Annotated in this window: 21 protein-coding genes, 1 pseudogene and 1 other annotated feature; of the genes and pseudogenes, 20 read left to right on the top strand and 2 right to left on the bottom strand. The window is 40.1% G+C overall.

Going from position 1 to position 20,684, the window contains the following annotated elements; translation table 11 throughout:
- The first annotated feature begins 4 nt into the window (after positions 1–4).
- The 3 genes from AAFN87_RS17970 to AAFN87_RS17960 all read left to right on the top strand — a co-directional run bounded on the left by AAFN87_RS17970 (position 5) and on the right by AAFN87_RS17960 (position 2,667).
- Positions 5–361 carry a DUF779 domain-containing protein gene (locus tag AAFN87_RS17970; RefSeq protein WP_347792434.1) on the top strand — a complete coding sequence of 119 codons (357 nt, stop codon included), beginning with the start codon at positions 5–7 and terminating at the stop codon, positions 359–361.
- A 308-nt stretch (positions 362–669) separates the two neighbouring features.
- A complete protein-coding gene (locus AAFN87_RS17965) occupies positions 670–2,097 on the top strand; it encodes an aldehyde dehydrogenase family protein (RefSeq protein WP_347792433.1) in 1,428 nt (475 codons plus the stop codon).
- Positions 2,098–2,190: 93 nt separating this feature from the next.
- Positions 2,191–2,667 carry an acyl-CoA thioesterase gene (locus tag AAFN87_RS17960; protein WP_347792432.1) on the top strand — a complete coding sequence of 159 codons (477 nt, stop codon included), beginning with the start codon at positions 2,191–2,193 and terminating at the stop codon, positions 2,665–2,667.
- Between the two features lie 179 nt (positions 2,668–2,846).
- On the opposite strand, the gene AAFN87_RS20100 is transcribed toward AAFN87_RS17960, so the two are convergent.
- On the bottom strand, positions 2,847–3,371 hold the full coding sequence (locus AAFN87_RS20100; protein WP_481886496.1) for a methyl-accepting chemotaxis protein: 525 nt from the start codon (positions 3,369–3,371) through the stop codon (positions 2,847–2,849).
- Positions 3,372–3,611: 240 nt separating this feature from the next.
- A pseudogene (locus tag AAFN87_RS20095) lies at positions 3,612–4,157 on the bottom strand (protoglobin family protein); the annotation flags it as partial.
- Between the two features lie 221 nt (positions 4,158–4,378).
- On the opposite strand from AAFN87_RS20095, the gene AAFN87_RS17950 reads away from it, so the two are divergent.
- The 17 genes from AAFN87_RS17950 to sigH all read left to right on the top strand — a co-directional run bounded on the left by AAFN87_RS17950 (position 4,379) and on the right by sigH (position 20,632).
- Entirely contained in the window at positions 4,379–4,594 is a 216-nt protein-coding gene (locus tag AAFN87_RS17950; protein WP_347792430.1) for an acyltransferase, read from the top strand.
- Positions 4,595–4,715: 121 nt separating this feature from the next.
- Complete coding sequence (locus AAFN87_RS17945; RefSeq protein WP_347792429.1) at positions 4,716–5,021, top strand: magnetosome magnetite crystal formation protein family; 306 nt, start codon at positions 4,716–4,718, stop codon at positions 5,019–5,021.
- 309 nt (positions 5,022–5,330) lie between these two features.
- Positions 5,331–5,798, top strand: a complete 468-nt coding sequence (locus AAFN87_RS17940) for a CtsR family transcriptional regulator (RefSeq protein WP_347792428.1) — start codon at positions 5,331–5,333, stop codon at positions 5,796–5,798.
- A gap of 15 nt (positions 5,799–5,813) precedes the next feature.
- Positions 5,814–6,344, top strand: a complete 531-nt coding sequence (locus AAFN87_RS17935; RefSeq protein WP_347792427.1) for a UvrB/UvrC motif-containing protein — start codon at positions 5,814–5,816, stop codon at positions 6,342–6,344.
- Positions 6,341–7,438, top strand: a complete 1,098-nt coding sequence (mcsB, locus tag AAFN87_RS17930) for a protein-arginine kinase McsB (RefSeq protein WP_347792426.1) — start codon at positions 6,341–6,343, stop codon at positions 7,436–7,438. Before AAFN87_RS17935 ends, mcsB begins: the two co-directional genes overlap by 4 nt.
- Positions 7,428–9,872, top strand: coding sequence for an ATP-dependent Clp protease ATP-binding subunit (locus AAFN87_RS17925; protein ID WP_347792425.1), 2,445 nt, complete (start codon positions 7,428–7,430; stop codon positions 9,870–9,872). The genes mcsB and AAFN87_RS17925 overlap by 11 nt, the downstream gene beginning before the upstream one ends.
- A gap of 94 nt (positions 9,873–9,966) precedes the next feature.
- Entirely contained in the window at positions 9,967–11,343 is a 1,377-nt protein-coding gene (radA, locus tag AAFN87_RS17920; protein ID WP_347792424.1) for a DNA repair protein RadA, read from the top strand.
- Positions 11,344–11,614: 271 nt separating this feature from the next.
- Positions 11,615–12,685, top strand: coding sequence for a PIN/TRAM domain-containing protein (locus AAFN87_RS17915; RefSeq protein WP_347792423.1), 1,071 nt, complete (start codon positions 11,615–11,617; stop codon positions 12,683–12,685).
- Positions 12,686–12,700: 15 nt separating this feature from the next.
- Entirely contained in the window at positions 12,701–13,381 is a 681-nt protein-coding gene (gene ispD, locus AAFN87_RS17910) for a 2-C-methyl-D-erythritol 4-phosphate cytidylyltransferase (protein ID WP_347792422.1), read from the top strand.
- 266 nt (positions 13,382–13,647) lie between these two features.
- Positions 13,648–14,124 carry a 2-C-methyl-D-erythritol 2,4-cyclodiphosphate synthase gene (gene ispF / locus AAFN87_RS17905; protein ID WP_347792421.1) on the top strand — a complete coding sequence of 159 codons (477 nt, stop codon included), beginning with the start codon at positions 13,648–13,650 and terminating at the stop codon, positions 14,122–14,124.
- 165 nt (positions 14,125–14,289) lie between these two features.
- Entirely contained in the window at positions 14,290–15,750 is a 1,461-nt protein-coding gene (gene gltX, locus AAFN87_RS17900) for a glutamate--tRNA ligase (RefSeq protein WP_347792420.1), read from the top strand.
- A 97-nt stretch (positions 15,751–15,847) separates the two neighbouring features.
- Positions 15,848–16,066 (top strand) — a binding site (T-box leader).
- A 104-nt stretch (positions 16,067–16,170) separates the two neighbouring features.
- Positions 16,171–16,836 carry a serine O-acetyltransferase EpsC gene (gene epsC / locus AAFN87_RS17895; protein WP_347792419.1) on the top strand — a complete coding sequence of 222 codons (666 nt, stop codon included), beginning with the start codon at positions 16,171–16,173 and terminating at the stop codon, positions 16,834–16,836.
- Complete coding sequence (gene cysS / locus AAFN87_RS17890) at positions 16,833–18,233, top strand: cysteine--tRNA ligase (protein WP_347792418.1); 1,401 nt, start codon at positions 16,833–16,835, stop codon at positions 18,231–18,233. Before epsC ends, cysS begins: the two co-directional genes overlap by 4 nt.
- 3 nt (positions 18,234–18,236) lie before the next feature.
- A complete protein-coding gene (locus AAFN87_RS17885) occupies positions 18,237–18,653 on the top strand; it encodes a Mini-ribonuclease 3 (RefSeq protein WP_347792417.1) in 417 nt (138 codons plus the stop codon).
- Complete coding sequence (gene rlmB, locus AAFN87_RS17880) at positions 18,654–19,400, top strand: 23S rRNA (guanosine(2251)-2'-O)-methyltransferase RlmB (RefSeq protein ID WP_347792416.1); 747 nt, start codon at positions 18,654–18,656, stop codon at positions 19,398–19,400.
- 1 nt (position 19,401) lies between these two features.
- Complete coding sequence (locus AAFN87_RS17875) at positions 19,402–19,914, top strand: NYN domain-containing protein (protein WP_347792415.1); 513 nt, start codon at positions 19,402–19,404, stop codon at positions 19,912–19,914.
- 70 nt (positions 19,915–19,984) lie between these two features.
- Positions 19,985–20,632: an RNA polymerase sporulation sigma factor SigH gene (sigH, locus tag AAFN87_RS17870; RefSeq protein ID WP_347792414.1), complete on the top strand. Its 648-nt coding sequence runs from the start codon at positions 19,985–19,987 to the stop codon at positions 20,630–20,632.
- The last annotated feature ends 52 nt before the right edge of the window (positions 20,633–20,684 follow it).

The raw sequence follows: 20,684 nt of genomic DNA, 5'->3' as shown, positions 1-20,684 counted from the left end.
GGGGATGGCTGAACGTGTTACAGCAACGGAGTCAGCATTAGAGTTAATTGCCGTACTTGTTGCGCGTCACGGTCCCGTTATGTTCCATCAATCTGGCGGGTGCTGTGATGGATCTTCGCCGATGTGTTACCCAGAAGGGGATCTCATTATAGGCAATCAAGACGTGCTGCTCGGTGAAATTGGTGGCGCACCGTTTTATATGCATAAAAATCAGTTCGATTACTGGAAGCATACACAGCTTATTATTGATGTAGTAGATGGGCGCGGTGGTATGTTTTCTCTAGAAGGAGTCGAAGGAAAACGGTTTTTAACGAGGTCACGTATATTTACGGATGATGAACAGAAAGAATTAAATAGTTAGTAATGAATCTGCCTGCAATTTGCGGGCGGGTTTTTTTATGTGAAAAATGATACTTTTGCTTTCTATATTACGAAGAGAAGTGGTGTAATGTTTACATATTTTGTTCATAATCTTTAAGATGATTTTACAAGTGTGACGAATTATTGAGGGGTTCGTGTAGACCCTCGCATTACTCGAAGCGCAAAAAAACTTAGCGCGATTACAATCGTTAGTACGTTAATAGGATTCTTAAAATATAGCATATATTAAAACTTGTATAAAAAGGAAGCGTATAATAAGTTTATCAAATATAAAAGGAGGCTATTTTTATGCAACATGCGAAATTATGGATCAACGGTAAATGGGAGAGTGTAGAGAGGACGTATAATTTAGCATCTCCTTATACAGGTGAAATCATTGCACAAATAGCAAAGGCAAGTATAAATGACGTGGAGCGTGCAATTGAAGGAGCTCACGCGGCATTTCAAACGTTTAAGAAAACGACTGCGTATGACCGCGCGGAAATTTTATATAAAGTTGTAGCGATTATGCGCGAGCGCAAACAGGAATTTGCGGAAATTTTAGCGCTTGAAGCAGGAAAGCCATTAGTAGCTGGACTAGCTGAAATAGACCGTACGATTGCTACATATCAATTTTCAGCAGAGGCAGCGAAGCAATCGATGGGCGAAACAGTGCCAATGGATGCGGCACCAGGAACGACAGACCGAATCGGCTTTACTAAGCGGGTACCACTCGGTGTAGTATGTGCAATTACGCCTTTCAATTTCCCGTTTAATCTAGTGGCACATAAACTTGGACCTGCTTTTGCTGTTGGTAATACCGTCGTGCTAAAGCCGGCAACACAAACACCTCTAAGTGCGCTAGTGATGGCTGAAATTTTTAAAGAAGCAGGATTGCCAGATGGCGCACTGCAAATTGTAACGGGCTCAGGCGGGGAATTGAGCGATACATTAACAACGCATCCACTTGTGAAAAAAGTTACATTTACAGGAAGTGGTGCAGTCGGGCTGAAAATTAAAGAAAAGATTGGGCTTCGAAAAATTACGCTAGAGCTAGGTTCAAATGCAGCCGTCATCGTAGAACCATCAGCGCCAATTGACAAGATTATTAGTCGTACAGTAAGTGGTGCGTTTGGCTTTGCAGGACAAGTATGTATATCATTGCAACGTATATATATACATGAATCCATTTATGAGCAATTTGCCGAAAGCTTTGTAACGGAAACGAAAAAGTTAATAGTCGGAGATCCGTTAAAAAACACAACGGATGTTAGTGCAATGATTCATCCTAATGAAGTGGAACGAATTAAGCAATGGATTGATGAAGCTAAAGCACAAGGAGCCGTTGTTGCAACGGGGGCTGAGTTTACTGAACGTACTTGTACACCGACTGTTATGACAAATGTGGGAGCACATATGAAAGTCGTATGCCAAGAAACATTTGCTCCAATCGTATCCCTTGTTCCGTACAAATCACTTGATGAAGCGATCGCTCTTGTGAATGAATCAGAGCTTGGGTTAAATGCAGGAATTTATACAAATATACTAACAGATGCGATGCGAGCGGCAGATGAGTTAGAGGCGGGAGCGGTTATTATTAATGATATACCGACTTTCCGTACAGATAATATGCCGTATGGCGGAGTGAAAATGAGTGGTTACGGACGTGAAGGTATAAAATACGCGATTGAAGAAATGACGGATTTGAAATTAATCACAATAAAAACTTCACTATAACGTATGCAACTACTATTTTAGCAAAACATTTGAAATTACATGTCCCGAAATGTAACATGAATGGAAGATAGTTTTTAAGGAGTGTATGTAATTATGGGCCATTCCGTGCCAATGAGTCAGTCGCGTACAATTCAAACACGACTTGTGTTACCACCCGATACAAATCACCATAGCTCTATTTTTGGTGGGCGGGTATTAGCATATATTGATGAGGTTGCTGCTATTACTTCAATGAAGCATGCAAAGGGCGAAGTTGTCACTGCTTCAATTGATTCTGTAGATTTTGTATCCCCTGCTTATGCAGGTGATGTACTAGAACTTGAAGGGATTGTGACTTGCACAGGACGTACATCGATGGAAGTGTATGTACGCGTCGTGTCACGTAATTTAAAAACAGGGGAAGAACGTTTAACTACGGAATCCTTTGTCACAATGGTTGCTATTGATGATGAAGGCAAACCAGTAGAAGTTCCGGGCGTCTATCCGGAAACGGAAACAGAAAAACGATTATTTGAAACAGGACCGAAACGCCGCGAGCACCGTAAAGCAAAGAGAGCGTTGTCTCATTAAGAAAAGCTGAAGTTCATTTGCGAACTTCAGCTTTTTTAAATGCTATGAAAATATAAGCTTTTGAGTTGGAAAAGTGTCAAAGCATTATCCGTCCCCGGAAGACACATCGATTCAATAGGCGAAAGTGTATAACTACTTTCTTGCCGAGGTGAAAAGTATCCTGTCGGGTATAAACCTTATTAATCTGTTAATTCAATAACAACATTTAATAATGAATCAGAAGATGAGGCAACGACTGTAGCACCCTCTGTTAATTCAGTTATTAAATTGGAAATCATGTGAATATCTTCAGCAGTACTCATATACTGACCTTTAATTCCTAATACCGCTTCTGCGATAGAGTTAAACGATTCTTCTAGGTTGTGTTGTGTTTCGACCGTCATTTGTACTTGAGAATCAACGCTAGTAACAGAGGTAGCCATGCTCATAATATTATTTTCTGTTTCTTTTATTAAATATGAAACATTTTGTACGGCCGATTTAGTTTCTTCTGCTAGTTTTCGTACTTCATCTGCTACAACAGCAAAGCCTTTACCATGTTCGCCAGCACGCGCTGCCTCGATTGAAGCATTGAGTGCAAGTAGATTTGTTTGATCGGCAATGCCTGTTACAAGTCCAACGATATCTGATATTTTTTGTGAAGATACGCGTAGTGCTGACATGGATGTTTCAAGCACATTGACGCTATTTAAAATGGTATTCATTAAGTGAGTTTGTGTTTCTAAATGTTCTTTCCCTACAGTTGATTTGTTTTCTGTTTCGGCAACAAATGATAATCCTTGATCGGTTGCGGAAGCGATGTCATCTGTTTGTAAGGATATGGCTTGTAGAGAAGCAGATGTTTCTTCGCTAATTGCTGTTAATTCTTGCGCTGTACTTTGAATCGTACTAACTAATGTTGATTTAACCTTTTCTGACTCAAAACGGATACGGTCCTCTTCTTTTTCATAAGCCTCAATTACTAGTTGCTGTTCAAAGTTAATGACTTTTGAGAAGGCATTAATTGCTTTGGTAGCGTCTTTTTTCGATAAATCCAGCTCGTTGACGAATGAAATAAATGTTGTCATCAGCGATTGGAAGGATGCTAAATACCATTTTGATTGTAATCCAATACGTACATGCGTATGGGCGATCATTTTGCGTTCCTCAATATAAGCATTGTTTATATGGCCGATGAAAAGATCGCTTAAATGCTTATGTAGTGTAATTTTCAACTTATCAATGCGGGATGTACTTTGAATAATGTCCATTAATGTTTCACTTAAACTAATCGCCGCGTAAAATTGATCTACCATATGAGGTATCAAGTCTTCTGTCAGTGGCTGTAGTTGCTTAAGAATTGCTAAATCTTCTGTTGTTAGCTGTAGTAATTGAAGTTGTTTTGTAATATTTGGATATTCTGATACGTCGAGCTGAACATCGTTAATATACTTTGATGTCTCAAAAAAACTAGATTGATGCGTCTCTTTCTTCGTGAACCAATTTACCATTATTTTCTCCATTCTGTCGTAGCTTATCTAGCACATCCGTTTATTTAATCTTATATATGTCCAACTGCTATTTTACTATTTTTTCATCTTATTTACATGTATTTTCTAAATATATTTGTTTAATTATGTTTCCATTGTAAATGTCAGGTTTATGTCTGTGTTTTATTTTTAAACCATGTTAGAATTAATAGAGCAATTAAACTATGAAAAGGAAGTTTAAGATGAAATTTTATAAAGGTCGTTTAAAATTTGTTATTCCACTTTCTGTTATTGTAGGGGTATCAGCTGGGTATATGCTATTTAACTTTCATCAAGATGTACCGTCATTGCATAAATTTTTAATTATTTTAGGCGCATCTGCTTTAGCCGCGATTATTTCGTATTTCCTATTTCCACAAGAGGGTGATAACCCGGATGATGTAGGACCGTATAGATAATTTATTTTGTTATATTCTAATGTACCGGTAAATCGGTGCATTTTTTTCTTTAAGTGAATCTTTTTTTAGAGCACTTCGTATATGTGGTATAGATAAAAAACAAAACGGGAGAGGTTGATATATGGATACAAAATGGTCAAAAGTAATAATCCATGCAAGTGCATTTTTTGCGCCTATGCTTGTGCCCATTTTATTTTTTTTAATGAGCTCTGAGGATGAAGTAAAACGATTATCCATTCAGGCATTGCTATTCCAGTTTGTAATGTGGTTATTAGTTGTTATTTCAACATTCTTCTCAATTTTTTTAATCGGCATTCCATTCTTAATCGTGTTCTCGATTATGTTGTTAGTAGTTCCGATTATCGGTATTGTCAAAGCATTAAACGGGACATCTTGGAATTATCCAATCGTTGGTCGCTGGATGTAGTTTAAAAATGTAAAATAACGGCAAAACTTTCCGCGTGGAGAGTTTTGCTTTTTTTTGAAGAGTATTATAAATTTCTGGAGTTTGAGCAGTGTCTAGCTCAAGCGCCCGGCGCCTTGAGGTCGCTTCTGCCCCTCGGTTGAAAGCCGGAAAAATGCTTTCGATTCAGGTCAGCAAGCAGCTGTCAGGGCTAAGCAGGGCGCTTGCGCATTTCTTTTATGAGGGTTTTTAATTGCATTTCTTTTTTACCATTTTATATAATTAAGTCAAAGATAGTCAAAGTCAGTGGTTAGATTGGGGTGAAGGACAAAAGTGAGGAATATATCTGACATCATTGAAGGTTATTTGAAACAAGTTATCGAATTAGGTGGACAAGGGCATATTGAAATAAAACGTAGCGAACTTGCAGATAAATTTCAATGCGTTCCTTCTCAAATAAATTATGTCATAAATACACGATTTACTGCAGAACGTGGTTATTTAGTGGAGAGTAAGCGCGGCGGTGGTGGTTATATTCGTATATTACGTGTGTCTGCCCATTCGAAAACGGCGTTGATTGACGACATGATCGAACTAGTGGGAGATGAAGTAACGCAGCAGGCAGCCGAGCATATGGTATATCGATTAATTGATGAAGAGGTCATTACAAAACGCGAGGCGAAGCTTATGTTAGCCGCTTTTAGTAGATCGACCCTTGCACTACCCTTGCCTCTACGTGATGAAGTTCGTGCATATATAATAAAAGCAATGTTACTAACGCTGAAATATGACAAAAAGTAAGGTGGGGTGATTCGCATGATTTGTGAGCATTGTAAGCAGAGGCATGCATCTGTCACAGTAACAAAAGTTCAAAACGGGCAGACAATAGCAAATCACTATTGTGAAGTTTGTGCATCAAAATACCATCCATTCCAGACCGATATACAAGAGGAGCCCGTTGCATTACATCAGCTTATTTCCAACTGGTTCGGTGTTCCAATGTGGAAAGCTGCACAAACAGGAGAAAAAAAGACGACGCAAAGCACTTGCCCAACATGTGGCTTCACGTACCGTCATTTCTTAAAGCAAGGAAAGTTTGGCTGTGCAGATTGCTACAACACATTCCGTGATCAACTGCCACCTGTACTAAGTCGCTTACAAGCAGGGACAACGCATAAAGGGAAATCAGCTGCCGTAAGTACCGAGCAGTTACAAGCACAAATTGAAACGATTAGACAACAAATGCAGCATGTGATTGCTGAAGAACGCTTTGAAGAGGCGGCAAAAATGCGTGATGATATTAAAGCGCTACAGCAAAAATTAAATGTTGGGAGTGTTGATGTATGAATATCGAGCACTTCCTGCAGCATTCAACGGCAAGGTGGATGGAACAACATGGTGACGCGTCGGATATTGTAATGACAACGCGTGTTAGATTAGCGAGAAATTTAACTGGAATGCGTTTTCCGCTTAGCTTTTCAGAAGAGGAAGCGAATAAAATACAAGAAAAGCTAATGAACACGCTGCTTGCTGTTCAGGAGCAAACAAACTTTTCCTATTTTCCAATGAAGGATATCTCATTACTTGAGCGCCAAGTACTTGTTGAAAAGCATTTGATTAGCCCGTATTTAGCGAAAAATGAACAAACGGCTGCTGTGTTTTTGTCAGCTGATGAATCCGTAAGTGTGATGGTAAATGAAGAAGACCATATACGTATTCAATGTTTAGCACCTGGCTTACAAATAGCTGAAACATACAACCGGGCATGCAAAATTGATGATTTATTAGGTGGGAAATTAAGCTATGCCTACGATGAACTATTCGGATATTTAACAAGCTGTCCAACGAATGTCGGAACAGGCTTACGTGCTTCCATTATGATGCACTTACCAGCCCTTACGATGTCTAAGCAAATGAATGTTCTCATTCAGATGATGACACGACTAGGCATGGTTGTGAGAGGGATATACGGAGAAGGTAGCGAAAATTTAGGTAATATATATCAAATATCCAATCAAGTGACACTCGGTAAGTCAGAACGGGAAATTTTAGATGAACTGCAAAAGGTCGTTGAGCAAATTATTGAAAAAGAACGCGCTTCCCGAAAAAAACTATTGGAGCGTGCACAAGTTACATTAGATGACAGGGTAAACAGGGCACTGGGGACACTTCTTTACGCCCGTATTTTGACGAGTGAGGAGGCTGCCACTTGTTTATCCAATGTCCGTTTAGGAGTCGATTTAGGTTTAATTAATAATATCTCGCAAAACTGTTTAAATGAATGCATGGTATTTATTCAGCCTGGTTTTATTCAACAGTACGCAGGTATTCCGTTAGATGCGACGGAACGTGATATTTTCCGTGCAAAATACTTACAAGAGAAACTGCATAATGCAGGTTTAACTATAAGGGAAAAAGGAGAGAAACCGTATGATGTTTAATCGATTTACTCAACGCGCGCAAAAGGTGTTACAACTAGCACAAGAAGAAGCAATTCGTTGGAAGCATGATTCAATCGGAACAGAGCATATTTTACTCGGTCTCGTTCGTGAAGGGGGCGGTATTGCAGCAAAGGCTTTAGAAGCAATCGACATTAGCCCGCAAATGATTGAATCGGGTGTAGAGGAATTAGTCGGCAAAGGAACAGAAAATGTTGGCCCGATTGTTCATTATACACCACGTGCTAAAAAGGTGATTGAGCTATCTGTCGACGAGTCCCGCAAACTAGGGCATTCTTATATTGGAACAGAGCATATTTTATTAGCGCTTATTCGTGAAGGTGAAGGAGTAGCTGCTCGTGTATTAGCGAATACAGGTGTAAGTTTAAATAAAGCACGCCAACAAGTTTTGTTACTACTCGGTAATAATGATGCGAACCAAAACGGTAGCGCGGCAAGTCAAGCGGCAAATACACCTACATTGGACGGTCTAGCTCGTGATTTAACAGCAATTGCTCGTGAAGGTACACTTGATCCAGTTATTGGCCGTTCTAAGGAAATTACACGCGTTGTAGAAGTATTATCGCGCCGTACGAAAAACAACCCAGTATTAATCGGTGAGCCTGGTGTTGGTAAGACAGCGATTGCAGAAGGCTTAGCACAGCAAATCGTCAACAACGAAGTGCCGGAAACGCTACGAGATAAACGTGTAATGACACTCGATATGGGGACTGTTGTAGCCGGTACAAAATATCGTGGTGAGTTCGAGGACCGCCTGAAAAAAGTAATGGATGAAATTCGTCAAGCAGGTAATATTATTTTATTCATTGATGAATTGCATACATTAATCGGTGCAGGTGGAGCGGAAGGTGCGATTGATGCTTCCAATATTTTAAAACCATCACTCGCTCGAGGTGAATTACAATGTATCGGTGCGACAACGTTAGATGAGTACCGTAAATATATCGAGAAAGATGCTGCGTTAGAGCGCCGCTTCCAACCAATTCAAGTAGATGAGCCGACAATTGATGAAACAATCCAAATTATTTATGGTTTACGTGATCGTTACGAAGCACATCATCGCGTGAAAATTACTGACGAGGCAGTTGAAGCAGCGGCGAAATTATCAGACCGCTACATTTCAGACCGTTTCTTACCAGATAAAGCGATTGATTTAATCGATGAAGCAGGCTCAAAAGTACGCTTGCGATCATTTACAATACCACCAAATTTAAAGGAATTAGAAGTACGTTTAGAAGGCGTTCGTTCCGAGAAAAACGCAGCTGTATCAGGTCAAGAATTTGAAAAAGCAGCAGCACTACGCGATTCTGAGCAAAAGCTAAAAGAAGAGCTAGAGCAAACGAAAAAGGCATGGAAAGAGGCACAAGGCAAAGCAGAATCAAAAGTAACAGTCGATGATATTGCGAAAGTCGTGTCGATGTGGACTGGAATTCCAGTATCGAAAATTGCCCAAGAGGAATCTGCAAAGCTGTTAAACCTTGAAGAACAATTGCATAACCGTGTTGTTGGTCAAAGTGAGGCGGTAGAAGCAATTTCACGTGCCATTCGACGTGCGCGTGCGGGGCTAAAGGATCCGAAACGTCCAATTGGCTCATTCATTTTCCTTGGTCCTACAGGTGTTGGTAAAACAGAACTTGCAAGAGCGTTAGCAGAAGTGATGTTTGGCGATGAGGACGCAATGATTCGTGTCGATATGTCTGAGTACATGGAAAAACACTCAACTTCTCGACTTGTTGGTGCCCCTCCAGGTTATGTAGGTTTTGATGAAGGTGGTCAGCTTACAGAAAAAGTACGTCGCAAGCCTTACTCTGTTGTTTTACTAGATGAAATAGAAAAAGCGCACCCAGATGTGTTTAACATCTTACTACAGGTACTTGAAGACGGGCGTTTAACAGATTCAAAAGGTCGTGTTGTAGATTTCCGTAACACGGTTGTCATTATGACATCAAACGTTGGTGCAGATGCACTAAAATATCAAAAGAACCTAGGCTTCAGTATGGGAGATGCAGCTTCAAAGCATAAAGATATGAAAGGTACAATGCTAGAAGAGCTGAAAAAGGCATTCCGTCCAGAGTTCTTAAACCGTATCGATGAAATGATTGTGTTCCACTCTCTTGAAAAGGATCACTTAAAAGAAATCGTAACATTGATGGCGAATTCTTTAACGAAACGTCTAAAAGAGCAGAATATCGAATTAGAGCTAACGGATGCTGCACTAGAAAAAATTGCGGATGAAGGTTACGATCCACAGTACGGCGCACGTCCAATTCGCCGCGCATTACAAAAACATGTGGAAGACCGCCTGTCAGAAGAGTTATTAAAAGGCACAGTATTAACAGGTGAAGTTGTTGTCTTTGATTATGTTGATGGTGAGTTTGTAGTTCGAGGAAAACAGCAACAAGAAGCAAACGTATAAAAGAAATGCCTGGGCTGTATGCTCAGGCATTTTTGTGTCTGTGTGAAACATATATGCCGTTTGCTATAATGGTAAGAAAAACGTTGGAGGACATATGGCAAAGAAAAAAACGAAATTTACTTGTAACTCATGTGGCTACGAATCTGCAAAATGGATGGGGCGCTGTCCGGGCTGTGGCGAGTGGAATACGATGGTCGAAGAAACAGAAGTCATCGCGAAAGGTCCTCGAGGGGCGTTTCAGCACTCGAATGCTACTACGCAAAAGGCCGTGCCAATTATGAATGTTGAAACGGCAGAAGAAGCACGTATTGTCACAGAAATGAGTGAACTAAATCGTGTGCTCGGTGGAGGGATAGTGGCTGGCTCACTCGTGCTTATTGGTGGTGATCCAGGTATCGGGAAATCGACGCTATTATTACAAGTTTCCGCGCTCCTTTCTAATAGAGGTCAGCGTGTGCTCTATATTTCTGGTGAAGAATCAATTCGTCAGACGAAATTGCGTGCAGAGCGCCTCGGTGTAAAATCTCAAGAGCTGTACATATACTCGGAGACCAATCTAGAATTTTTACATCAAACGATTGAAGAGGTACAGCCGAAGTTTGTTGTTGTTGACTCTATTCAAACGGTACATCATCCAGAAGTGACAAGCGCGCCGGGGAGCGTCTCGCAAGTGCGTGAATGTACAGCGGAGTTAATGCGTATTGCTAAAACAAAAAATATCGCGATCTTTTTAGTTGGGCATGTTACGAAAGAAGGGCAAATTGCGGGGCCGCGCTTACTTGAGCATATGGTCGATACAGTGCTATATTTTGAAGGAGAGCGCCATCATAATCACCGTATTTTACGTAGTCAAAAAAACCGTTTTGGCTCGACAAATGAAATTGCTATTTTTGAAATGCTACAGGCGGGCTTAAAAGAAGTATTAAATCCTTCAGAGCTATTTTTACAAGAGCGTTCACAAGGGGCCGCGGGTTCGACGATTGTTGCGTCAATGGAAGGAACCCGTCCGATTTTAGTAGAAATCCAATCGCTAATAACGCCGACAAGCTTTAATTATCCGAAGCGTATGGCAAACGGAGTGGACCAAAACCGAGTGCAATTATTAATGGCGGTTCTTGAAAAACGTATGGGGATGATGTTGCAAGCGCAAGATGCGTATATTAAAGTAGCTGGTGGTGTAAAGCTAGATGAACCAGCGATTGATTTAGCGGTTTTAACATCTATAGTATCGAGCTTTAAAGATCAAGCAGTAAGAGCAACTGATTGTTTTATTGGTGAGGTTGGGTTAACCGGAGAAGTACGCCGTGTATCACGTATTGAACAACGTGTGCAAGAAGCGGCAAAACTTGGCTTCCAGCGCGCCTTTATTCCGGCATCCAATATTGGGGGTTGGGATTTCCCGTCTGGTATTCAAGTTGTCGGTGTGGAAACAATTGGCGACTCTTTACGAGCATGTTTTAACGAATTGTAAAAAAAAGCCCTATATTAGCGTGATATAGGGCTACTTAATAAAGAATAATAGTTGTATATTAATTCGTGCGTAAACGAACTTTTTTTTGAGTAGCATGTCGTAATATTGACGACTGTATTTTCAATAAGTAGTTTGTATTGTTTTTAGTAAAAATACTTTTAAAATAGAGTATTTTGTTTTAATTTAGAATAAATTTTGTTTTTAGTACAAGGGGTTGTGCGTCGCAATGAATGAAAGAACTATGTATAATTACTAGTAGGAGGTGAAGTGTATGCTGAAAAGAATAATTCAAGTTGCATTTTTATTTATTGGGGGAGCGTTAGGTCTTATTTTTTTACCGCCATTATACGAACTTATGCATTTATCATCTAATCCTTGGCTCGACAATCCTTTTGTTTCAGTAGCTTTAGGCGCAAGCTTGTTATTTGTCCTATCATTTTTATTATCTGATTATTGTGTCCGTTTTATTATGTGGATGGAAGACGTTTTATTTAAGCTACCTGCCGGAGATTTATTATTCGGTACGCTAGGGCTTATAGTAGGTTTAATTATTGCATACTTTATTGGCTTTGCAGTGGAGAGCATTCAATTATCGATTGTGACGGAAGCAGTCCCTATTTTACTATCTATTGTGCTTGGTTATTTAGGCTTCCGTTTAGGCTTTAAAAAGCGTGAGGAACTGCTATTAATGTTTTCATCTAAAGGTAGTGCCCAAAAAAAGAAAGCTTCTGTGCAGGATGATGCCGCATTTTCTAAATTACTGGATACGAGCGTAATTATTGATGGGCGTATAGCTGATATTTCAGAAACAGGCTTTATCGAAGGAGCTCTCATCGTTCCGCAATTCGTATTAACGGAGCTACAGCATATTGCCGATTCGTCGGATACGTTAAAACGTACACGGGGGCGTCGTGGCTTAGATATCCTAAAGAGATTACAAGATGAGCGCAAATCACAAGTATTAATTGTAGATGATGATTTTGACGATATACATGAAGTAGATTTAAAGCTTGTTCGTTTAGCGAAAAAGCGCAACGCACAAATATTAACGAATGATTTTAATTTAAATAAAGTATGTGACTTACACCATGTACAAGTGCTCAACATTAATGATCTTGCAAATGCGGTCAAACCGGTCGTTATTCCAGGTGAAGATATGCAAGTTGTTGTCATTAAAGATGGAAAAGAGCATAATCAAGGCGTTGCATATTTGGATGATGGCACAATGATAGTTGTAGAAGGTGGTCGTGGTTATATTGGTCAGGCGATTACAGTGACGGTAACAAGTGTCTTGCAAACGTCAGCAGGTCGCATGATTTTCGCGAAGCCAAAAGAGGAGTAGGAAGTGAGTAAGTAATTGCGATATGAAGTAGTTTTACCTGCAGCGGGAAGCGGTAAGCGTATGGGCGCAGGGCAAAATAAATTATTCTTAAAGCTATTAGAGAAACCGATTCTAATACACACACTTGAGGTATTTGAGCAGGATACGAACTGCACAGGCATTTGGCTTGCAGTAAGACCAGAGGAGCGCCCGTTGATTGAAGAGATGCTTACTCAGTACGGTATTACAAAAGTAAAAGGGTTGCCGGCAGGGGGCGAAGAACGGCAACATTCAGTGCATTCCTGCATGAAGGAAATGGAGCAAGTCGATATAGTACTTGTGCATGATGCGGCGCGTCCGTTTATTACGCATGATATTATTGCCAATCTTGTGCAAAGTGCGCATGATCATGGTGCAGCGATTGCGGGTGTTCGCGCAAAGGATACGATGAAAAAAGTACGTGATGGGATTATTGAGGAAACGGTTGATCGTGAAAGCTTATGGATGATCCAAACACCCCAAGCTTTCCGATTTAAACTTATTTATGAAGCAGAAGATGTTGCAGAAAAAGTTGGATTCCTTGGCACGGATGAGGCGATGTTAGTCGAACGTCTTGGTCATGCGGTACATATCGTGGAAAGTAGTTACGAGAATGTAAAAATGACGACTAAAGAAGACTTAGTGTTTGGTGAAGCGATCTTGCGACAGCGCGGTTAATCGAAACTTTAAGAAACTCCATTTATTAAGGCAATTCATTCGACAACATTGAGTGAATTGCCTTTTTTAGGTTATATAATATGGAGCTGTGGGACGCTCTACGTATAGACGGAATATACTGTATTCCAGTATAGAGTTCACCGTAGATGCTAACAACTCCATTTCCTAGGAAATATGCTAAAATGTAAAGTAATGATTCAGAAAAATATTTATAGTGAAAGAAGGTGAATGCTGCTTCAATAGACATGTTGAAGTAGCAATAGCATATGTTTCGAGTAGGACAAGGTTTTGACGTACATGAATTTGCAGAAGGGCGTCCGCTAATTATTGGAGGCATTGAAATACCATATGAGCGTGGATTAATTGGACATTCAGATGCTGACGTATTATTGCATACAGTAACAGACGCGGCACTTGGAGCAATTGGTGAGGGTGATATTGGTCGTCACTTCCCAGATACAGATCCGGAATGGAAAGATGCGGATTCAGCGAAATTACTAGCATACATTTGGAAAATTGTTGAGGAACGCGGTTATGTACTTGGTAATGTAGACTGTACAATTATGGCGCAACGTCCAAAAATGGCGCCGTATATTCAGCCAATGCAAAACCGTATTGCAGAATTATTAAACGCAGAGCCATCACAAGTAAATGTTAAAGCGACAACGACAGAAAAATTAGGTTTTGTCGGTCGTGAAGAAGGCATTGCTGCAATGGCGACAATTTTATTAATAAAAAAATAATAATAAAGTGTATTTACGTTCGCAGACGCTCTGCAAGTAAATGCGGCGTGTGTGAAATTCCTTGACACGCGCCACTTTTATTCTCTCAAGCAGAGTGGTAAAATGAACGAAGTTAACTAGGTCGGGAAATTTTTTTTCAGACGTAATTTTAGGAGGGTTTTACTTATGACGAAACAAGTTCGTGTTCGTTACGCGCCGTCTCCAACAGGTTTTTTACATATTGGTGGCGCACGTACAGCATTGTTCAACTATTTATATGCAAAACATCATGACGGTACTTTCGTAGTGCGCATTGAGGATACAGATATTGAGCGTAACGTTGAAGGCGGCGAAGCATCGCAGCTTGATAACTTACGTTGGTTAGGTATTATTCCTGATGAGTCAATCGATATTGGTGGCCCATATGCACCGTACCGCCAAATGGAGCGTTTAGATGTTTATAAAGAGCATGCAGAGCGCTTACTTACAGAAGGTAAAGCGTATAAATGTTTCTGTACGTCTGAAGAGCTTGAGGCGTCACGTGAAGCGCAAAAAGAGTCAGGCGTAGCAGCGCCGACATATGATGGGAAATGCCGTCATTTAACTGCTGATGAAGTAGCGGCAAAAGAAGCGGCGGGTGAAGCGTACACAATTCGCATGCGCGTACCAGCGGATACAACATATAAATTTACAGACTTAGTTCGTGGTGAAGTAACATTCGAATCAAAAGATATTGGTGATTGGGTACTTGTAAAAGCAAATGGTATTCCAACATATAATTATGCAGTAGTGCTTGATGATCATTTTATGGAAATTTCACACGTTTTCCGCGGTGAGGAGCATTTATCAAACACACCAAAACAAATGATGATTTTTGATGCATTTGGTTGGGAATATCCTGAGTACGGTCATATGACGCTAATCGTCAATGAGGATCGTAAGAAATTATCCAAACGCGATGAATCCATTATCCAATTCGTTGCACAGTATAAAGATTTAGGTTATTTACCGGAAGCAATGTTCAATTTCTTCGGTTTATTAGGTTGGTCTCCTGAAGGTGAGGAAGAGATATTCTCGAAAGAAGAATTCATCAAATTATTTGATGAAAAACGCCTTTCGAAATCACCATCTATGTTCGATAAAACGAAACTAACATGGATGAACAATCAATATATTAAAAAACTATCTCGTGAAGACGTAGTGGCATTAGCTTTACCACATTTACAAAAAGCAGGCTTAGTAGCAGCTGAGTTAACAGAAGAACAAGCAGCTTGGGCTTCTGATTTAATCGGTCTGTATCACGACCAAATGAGCTTCGGTGCAGAAATCGTTGAGCTTTCTGAGCTATTCTTCAAAGATGAAATTGAATATGATGAAGCGGCAAACGAAGTACTAGCCGGAGAACAAGTACCGGAAGTAATGGCTGCATTCAAAGCACAGCTAGAGGCGCTAGAAACATTCGATGCAGATTCAATTAAAGCGGCTATTAAAGCGGTACAAAAAGAAACAGGTCATAAAGGGAAGAACTTATTTATGCCAATCCGTGTTGTGACAACAGGTCAAACGCATGGCCCAGAACTACCAAATGCCATTAGTTTAATTGGTAAAGAAAAAGCTATTGCACGTGTAGAAAAATACGCGGAATAAAATATTTGATTTATTAGAAAATTTATGTAAAATAAAGCTACAACATTAATTAAAGTAGAATTTAAGGCTGCCATACAAATGTCTGTTAGTGGCCATATAGAAAGCTTTGATAAGGAGAAGTACGTCGCGCACGCTCTAAAGAGAGGACCATCACCGGCTGAAAATGGTCTGAGCCAATGCAACACCGAAATGCACCTTTGAGCGCTTCGCTGAAATCAGTAGGCAAGCCGGCTTCGTCCCCGTTAAAAAGACGTTAAGCGGAAAGAATTTGATTCTTTCAACCAGAGTGGAACCGCGCTAAGTAAGCGTCTCTGTCACCATCAGTGGTGGCGGGGGCGTTTTTATTTTTTTGTGAAAATTGCAATAAGAGGGAACGGCTTCTTTTAGAGTAACTAGAATGACAAAAAAGGAGGTATGTTGATGTTTAAGCGAATGAAAGAAGATATTAATAATATTTTCGAAAACGACCCTGCTGCGCGGAGTGTGTTAGAAGTTGTATTAACTTATTCAGGATTACATGCAACATGGTCGCATCGTATCGCACACTGGTTTTTCAAACGACGCTTTTATTTTATTGCACGCGTCATTTCCCAAGTGAGTCGCTTCTTTACGGGTATCGAAATTCACCCAGGAGCAAAAATTGGACGCCGTTTCTTTATCGACCACGGGATGGGCGTTGTGATTGGTGAAACATGTGAAATAGGTGACAATGTAACGTTATATCAGGGAGTAACATTAGGTGGTACGGGAAAAGAGAAAGGGAAGCGCCATCCGACATTAGAAGATAATGTGCTCGTTGCTACAGGTGCAAAAGTGTTGGGCTCGATTACAATCGGTGAAAATAGTAAAGTAGGGGCAGGCTCGGTCGTATTGAAAGACGTACCGCCAAATGCAACAATCGTTGGTATTCCGGGGAAAGTTGTTATGTTAGATGGGGTACGCTATACAGACCCGAGTAAAAAAATGCAAAAACTTGACCATCAAAATATTCCTGATCCAATGGGTGACCGTTGTGATGACTTAGAGAAAACAATGAAAAAACTACAACAAGAAATTACAGCTTTAAAAAAGGAGAACGAACGATGAGTATTCAAATTTTCAACTCGTTAACGAGACAAAAAGAACCATTCGTCCCATTAGAAGAAGGAAAAGTGAAAATGTATGTGTGTGGACCTACTGTTTATAATTATATTCATATAGGAAATTCCCGCCCTGTCATTGTTTATGATACAGTGCGTCGGTACTTGCAATATGCTGGCTATGAAGTGAAATTTGTATCGAACTTTACAGATGTAGATGACAAAATTATTAAAGCAGCAAATGAGCTTGGTGAAGAAGTATTTGAGTTAACAGAACGCTTTATTGGCGCTTACTTTGACGATATTACAGCGCTTGGCTGCAAAAAAGCCGATGCACATCCACGTGTAACAGAGCATATGGATGATATTATTGAATTTATAAAAGTGTTAATTGATAAAGAGTATGCATATGAATCTGAAGGCGATGTTTATTATCGTACACGTAAATTCAATGGTTACGGGAAACTATCACATCAATCAATTGACGATTTAAAAGTAGGGGCTCGTATTGAAGCAGGCGAAAAGAAAGAAGATCCACTTGATTTCGCATTGTGGAAAGCCGCGAAACAAGGTGAGATATATTGGGCGAGTCCTTGGGGTGACGGTCGACCTGGCTGGCATATTGAATGTTCGGTTATGGCGCGTGAACATTTAGGTGACACAATCGATATTCACGCAGGTGGTCAAGACTTAACATTCCCGCACCATGAAAATGAAATTGCGCAATCCGAAGCGCATAATAATAAAACATTTGCCCGCTACTGGATGCATAATGGGTACATTAATATCGACAATGAAAAAATGTCAAAGTCACTGGGCAACTTTGTATTAGTAAATGATATTCGTCAGCAAATTGACCCACAAGTATTACGTTTCTTCATGCTATCAGTACATTACCGCCATCCAATTAACTTTGCACAAGATTTAGTGGAAGCGGCACGTGCAAGTTTAGAACGTTTACGAACTGCTTATCACAATGTAGAGCACCGTCTAGCTACAGCAGCAGACTTAGCCGAGGATGGCAATATGTGGTTAGCGAAAATGGCGGAAGTAAAAGCCCAATTTGAAGAAGCGATGAACGATGATTTTAACACAGCCAATGCTATTTCAGCATTATTTGAATTAGCCCGTTTAGCGAATATATATCTGGCGGAAAGTAATACAGAAGCACATATTTTAAATGCCTTCCTGGCAACTTTTGATACGCTAGGTGACGTCTTAGGTATTACATTTAAAGTTGACCAAGAATTGCTAGATGAAGAAATCGAAGCATTAATTGAAGAACGAAATGCGGCACGTAAAAATCGTGACTTTGCCCGTTCTGATGAAATTCGTGACCAACTCCTTAGCTTAAATATCGTACTAGAAGATACACGCCAAGGTACACGATGGAAACGAGGGTAATGTATGTCAAAGCTTCGTATTGAAGATGTTAAACAACTAAATGCATTAGCCCTTGCGTATATGGGCGACGCGGTACTCGAGCAAAAGGTGCGTGAACATCTTTTGCTTGCTGGTCGCGTGAAACCTAATACGCTCCACCGTGAAGCAACAAAATATGTATCGGCGAAAGCGCAGTCGATGATTATGTATCGTTTTATGGATGAGAATTTCTTAACAGAAGAGGAAATGGCTGTTTTTAAACGTGGACGCAATGCTAAATCAGGCACGGTACCGAAAAATACAGATGTGCAAACGTATCGTAATAGCTCTGGCTTTGAAGCGGTATTAGGTAGCTTGTATTTATCACGGCAACTGGATCGTGTTTACGAAATTATTGACTACGCAATAACAATTATCGAAGAATCAAAGGGAGTGTCTTAGATGACGGAACAAACAGGTGAAATGATTGCAGGAAAAAACCCTGTACTAGAAGCGTTACGCTCGGGACGCGAAATGAACAAACTATGGATTGCTGAAGGCGTGAAAAAAGCTGGGATAAATGAGCTGCTTGATTTAGCACGTGAGCGCGGAGTGTTAGTGCAGTTCGTACCAAAGAAAAAAGTGGACCAATTATCAGATGCTAATCACCAAGGCATTGTGGCTTCGGTTGCGGCTTATGATTATGCAGAATTAGACGATTTATTTGCAGCAGCACAAGCAAAAAACGAAGATCCGTTCTTTTTAATTTTGGATGAGTTGGAAGATCCTCATAATTTAGGTTCAATAATGCGTACAGCTGATGCGATTGGTGTACATGGTATTATTATTCCAAAGCGACGAGCAGTTGGTTTAACAGCGGTTGTAGCAAAAGCATCAACAGGCGCTATTGAACATGTGCCTGTCGTACGTGTTACGAATTTGGCACAAACAGTGGATGAGTTAAAAGATCGTGGTGTATGGATTGCTGGTACAGATGCAAAGGGCTCAGCGGATTATCGTAAAATGGATGCGACATTACCACTAGCAATTATTATTGGTAGCGAAGGTAAAGGTATGAGTCGTCTCTTAAAAGAGAAATGTGATTTCCTTTATAACTTGCCAATGGTTGGCCATGTTACTTCGTTAAATGCGTCGGTTGCGGCGGCACTACTAATGTACGAAGTGTACCGTAAACGTCAAGAAATCTAATATGCAAAATATTTTGCTAGTAGATGGCTATAATATGATTGGTGCCTGGAAAGAACTCCGACCACTCCGAGATAAAAATTTTGAAGATGCGCGGGATAGACTAATTGAATTGATGGCTGAATATAAAGCGGCAATGGGATGGCGTGTTATTATTGTATTTGATGCCCATCTCGTTCCCGGCACCGAACAATTATATGTACAACATGCGCTGGAAGTCATTTACACAAGAAAAAATGAGACGGCAGACGAACGCATAGAAAAATTAACGAATGAGCTAAAAGGTAGAAAGATACAAATTCATGTAGCGACATCGGATATGACAGAACAAAGCGTCGTATTTGGACAAGGAGCACTTCGGAAGTCTGCGCGTGAGTTAGAAATCGAAATGCAAATTATCCAATCGAAAATTTCGTCTAAAGTAAAAACAACTCAAACGGAAAGACCTGCCTCGCGCATTCCGTTATCAAAAGATGTAGAACTAATGTTTGAAAAATGGCGACGAGGAATCAAATAACTTATTGACCTATATTTTCCAATTCAATTATACTGTTCCTAATGATTCTGGCGTGACTGAGGTGATACTGTTGCTTAAAAGTAGTAAAGTGCAAGTCATACAGCAATTTGAAAGATTTTCAGATGAAGAGCTTGTAGAGCAAGTTCATCTAGGTAATACAGATGCATTAGATTTTTTAATTACGAAATACCGTCTCTTTGTAAAAATGAAGGCTCGTTCATATTTTTTAATTGGAGCAGATAAGGAAGATATTGTACAAGAAGGAATGATTGGCTTATACAAAGCGATCCGTGACTTTAAAGGGGACAAGCTATCTTCATTTCGAGCGTTTGCAGAGCTATGCATTACGCGCCAAATTATTACAGCTATAAAAACGGCTACGCGCCAAAAACATATACCGCTTAATTCGTATGTATCTCTTGATAAACCTATATATGATGAGGAATCGGAGCGCACACTAATGGATATTATTACGAGCCCGTTATCTGATGATCCAGAGCATGTAATGATTAATCGAGAGGAATATAGCCACCTAGAAGAAAAGATGACGGAAGTGTTAAGTGAGCTGGAACAGCAAGTACTAACTCTTTATTTAGAGGGCAGATCTTATCATGAAATATCTGAACTATTAAACCGCCACGTGAAGTCGATTGATAATGCCTTGCAGCGTGTAAAGCGCAAACTAGAGCGTCATTTAGAATTTGGAGAAATCAGTTAATATAGCTGTTGCGCTTGTTGACAGTCTGATTATTAGGTGTTAGTCTTGAAAA

It is taken from the genome of Solibacillus sp. CAU 1738 (assembly GCF_039888725.1).
Lineage (GTDB): Bacteria > Bacillota > Bacilli > Bacillales_A > Planococcaceae > Metasolibacillus.
Note: the sequence above shows the minus strand (reverse complement) of the source record. Positions and strands in the feature narration are given on the sequence as shown.

Bases quoted from the DNA above. Each gene is read 5' to 3' on its own strand.
- AAFN87_RS17970 (WP_347792434.1), top strand. From the start codon at position 5: ATGGCTGAACGTGTTACAGCAACGGAGTCAGCATTAGAGTTAATTGCC.
- AAFN87_RS17965 (WP_347792433.1), top strand. From the start codon at position 670: ATGCAACATGCGAAATTATGGATCAACGGTAAATGGGAGAGTGTAGAG.
- AAFN87_RS17960 (WP_347792432.1), top strand. From the start codon at position 2,191: ATGGGCCATTCCGTGCCAATGAGTCAGTCGCGTACAATTCAAACACGA.
- AAFN87_RS20100 (WP_481886496.1), bottom strand. From the start codon at position 3,371: ATGAATACCATTTTAAATAGCGTCAATGTGCTTGAAACATCCATGTCA.
- AAFN87_RS17950 (WP_347792430.1), top strand. From the start codon at position 4,379: ATGAAATTTTATAAAGGTCGTTTAAAATTTGTTATTCCACTTTCTGTT.
- AAFN87_RS17945 (WP_347792429.1), top strand. From the start codon at position 4,716: ATGGATACAAAATGGTCAAAAGTAATAATCCATGCAAGTGCATTTTTT.
- AAFN87_RS17935 (WP_347792427.1), top strand. From the start codon at position 5,814: ATGATTTGTGAGCATTGTAAGCAGAGGCATGCATCTGTCACAGTAACA.
- mcsB (WP_347792426.1), top strand. From the start codon at position 6,341: ATGAATATCGAGCACTTCCTGCAGCATTCAACGGCAAGGTGGATGGAA.
- AAFN87_RS17925 (WP_347792425.1), top strand. From the start codon at position 7,428: ATGATGTTTAATCGATTTACTCAACGCGCGCAAAAGGTGTTACAACTA.
- radA (WP_347792424.1), top strand. From the start codon at position 9,967: ATGGCAAAGAAAAAAACGAAATTTACTTGTAACTCATGTGGCTACGAA.
- AAFN87_RS17915 (WP_347792423.1), top strand. From the start codon at position 11,615: ATGCTGAAAAGAATAATTCAAGTTGCATTTTTATTTATTGGGGGAGCG.
- ispF (WP_347792421.1), top strand. From the start codon at position 13,648: ATGTTTCGAGTAGGACAAGGTTTTGACGTACATGAATTTGCAGAAGGG.
- gltX (WP_347792420.1), top strand. From the start codon at position 14,290: ATGACGAAACAAGTTCGTGTTCGTTACGCGCCGTCTCCAACAGGTTTT.
- epsC (WP_347792419.1), top strand. From the start codon at position 16,171: ATGTTTAAGCGAATGAAAGAAGATATTAATAATATTTTCGAAAACGAC.
- cysS (WP_347792418.1), top strand. From the start codon at position 16,833: ATGAGTATTCAAATTTTCAACTCGTTAACGAGACAAAAAGAACCATTC.
- AAFN87_RS17885 (WP_347792417.1), top strand. From the start codon at position 18,237: ATGTCAAAGCTTCGTATTGAAGATGTTAAACAACTAAATGCATTAGCC.
- rlmB (WP_347792416.1), top strand. From the start codon at position 18,654: ATGACGGAACAAACAGGTGAAATGATTGCAGGAAAAAACCCTGTACTA.
- AAFN87_RS17875 (WP_347792415.1), top strand. From the start codon at position 19,402: ATGCAAAATATTTTGCTAGTAGATGGCTATAATATGATTGGTGCCTGG.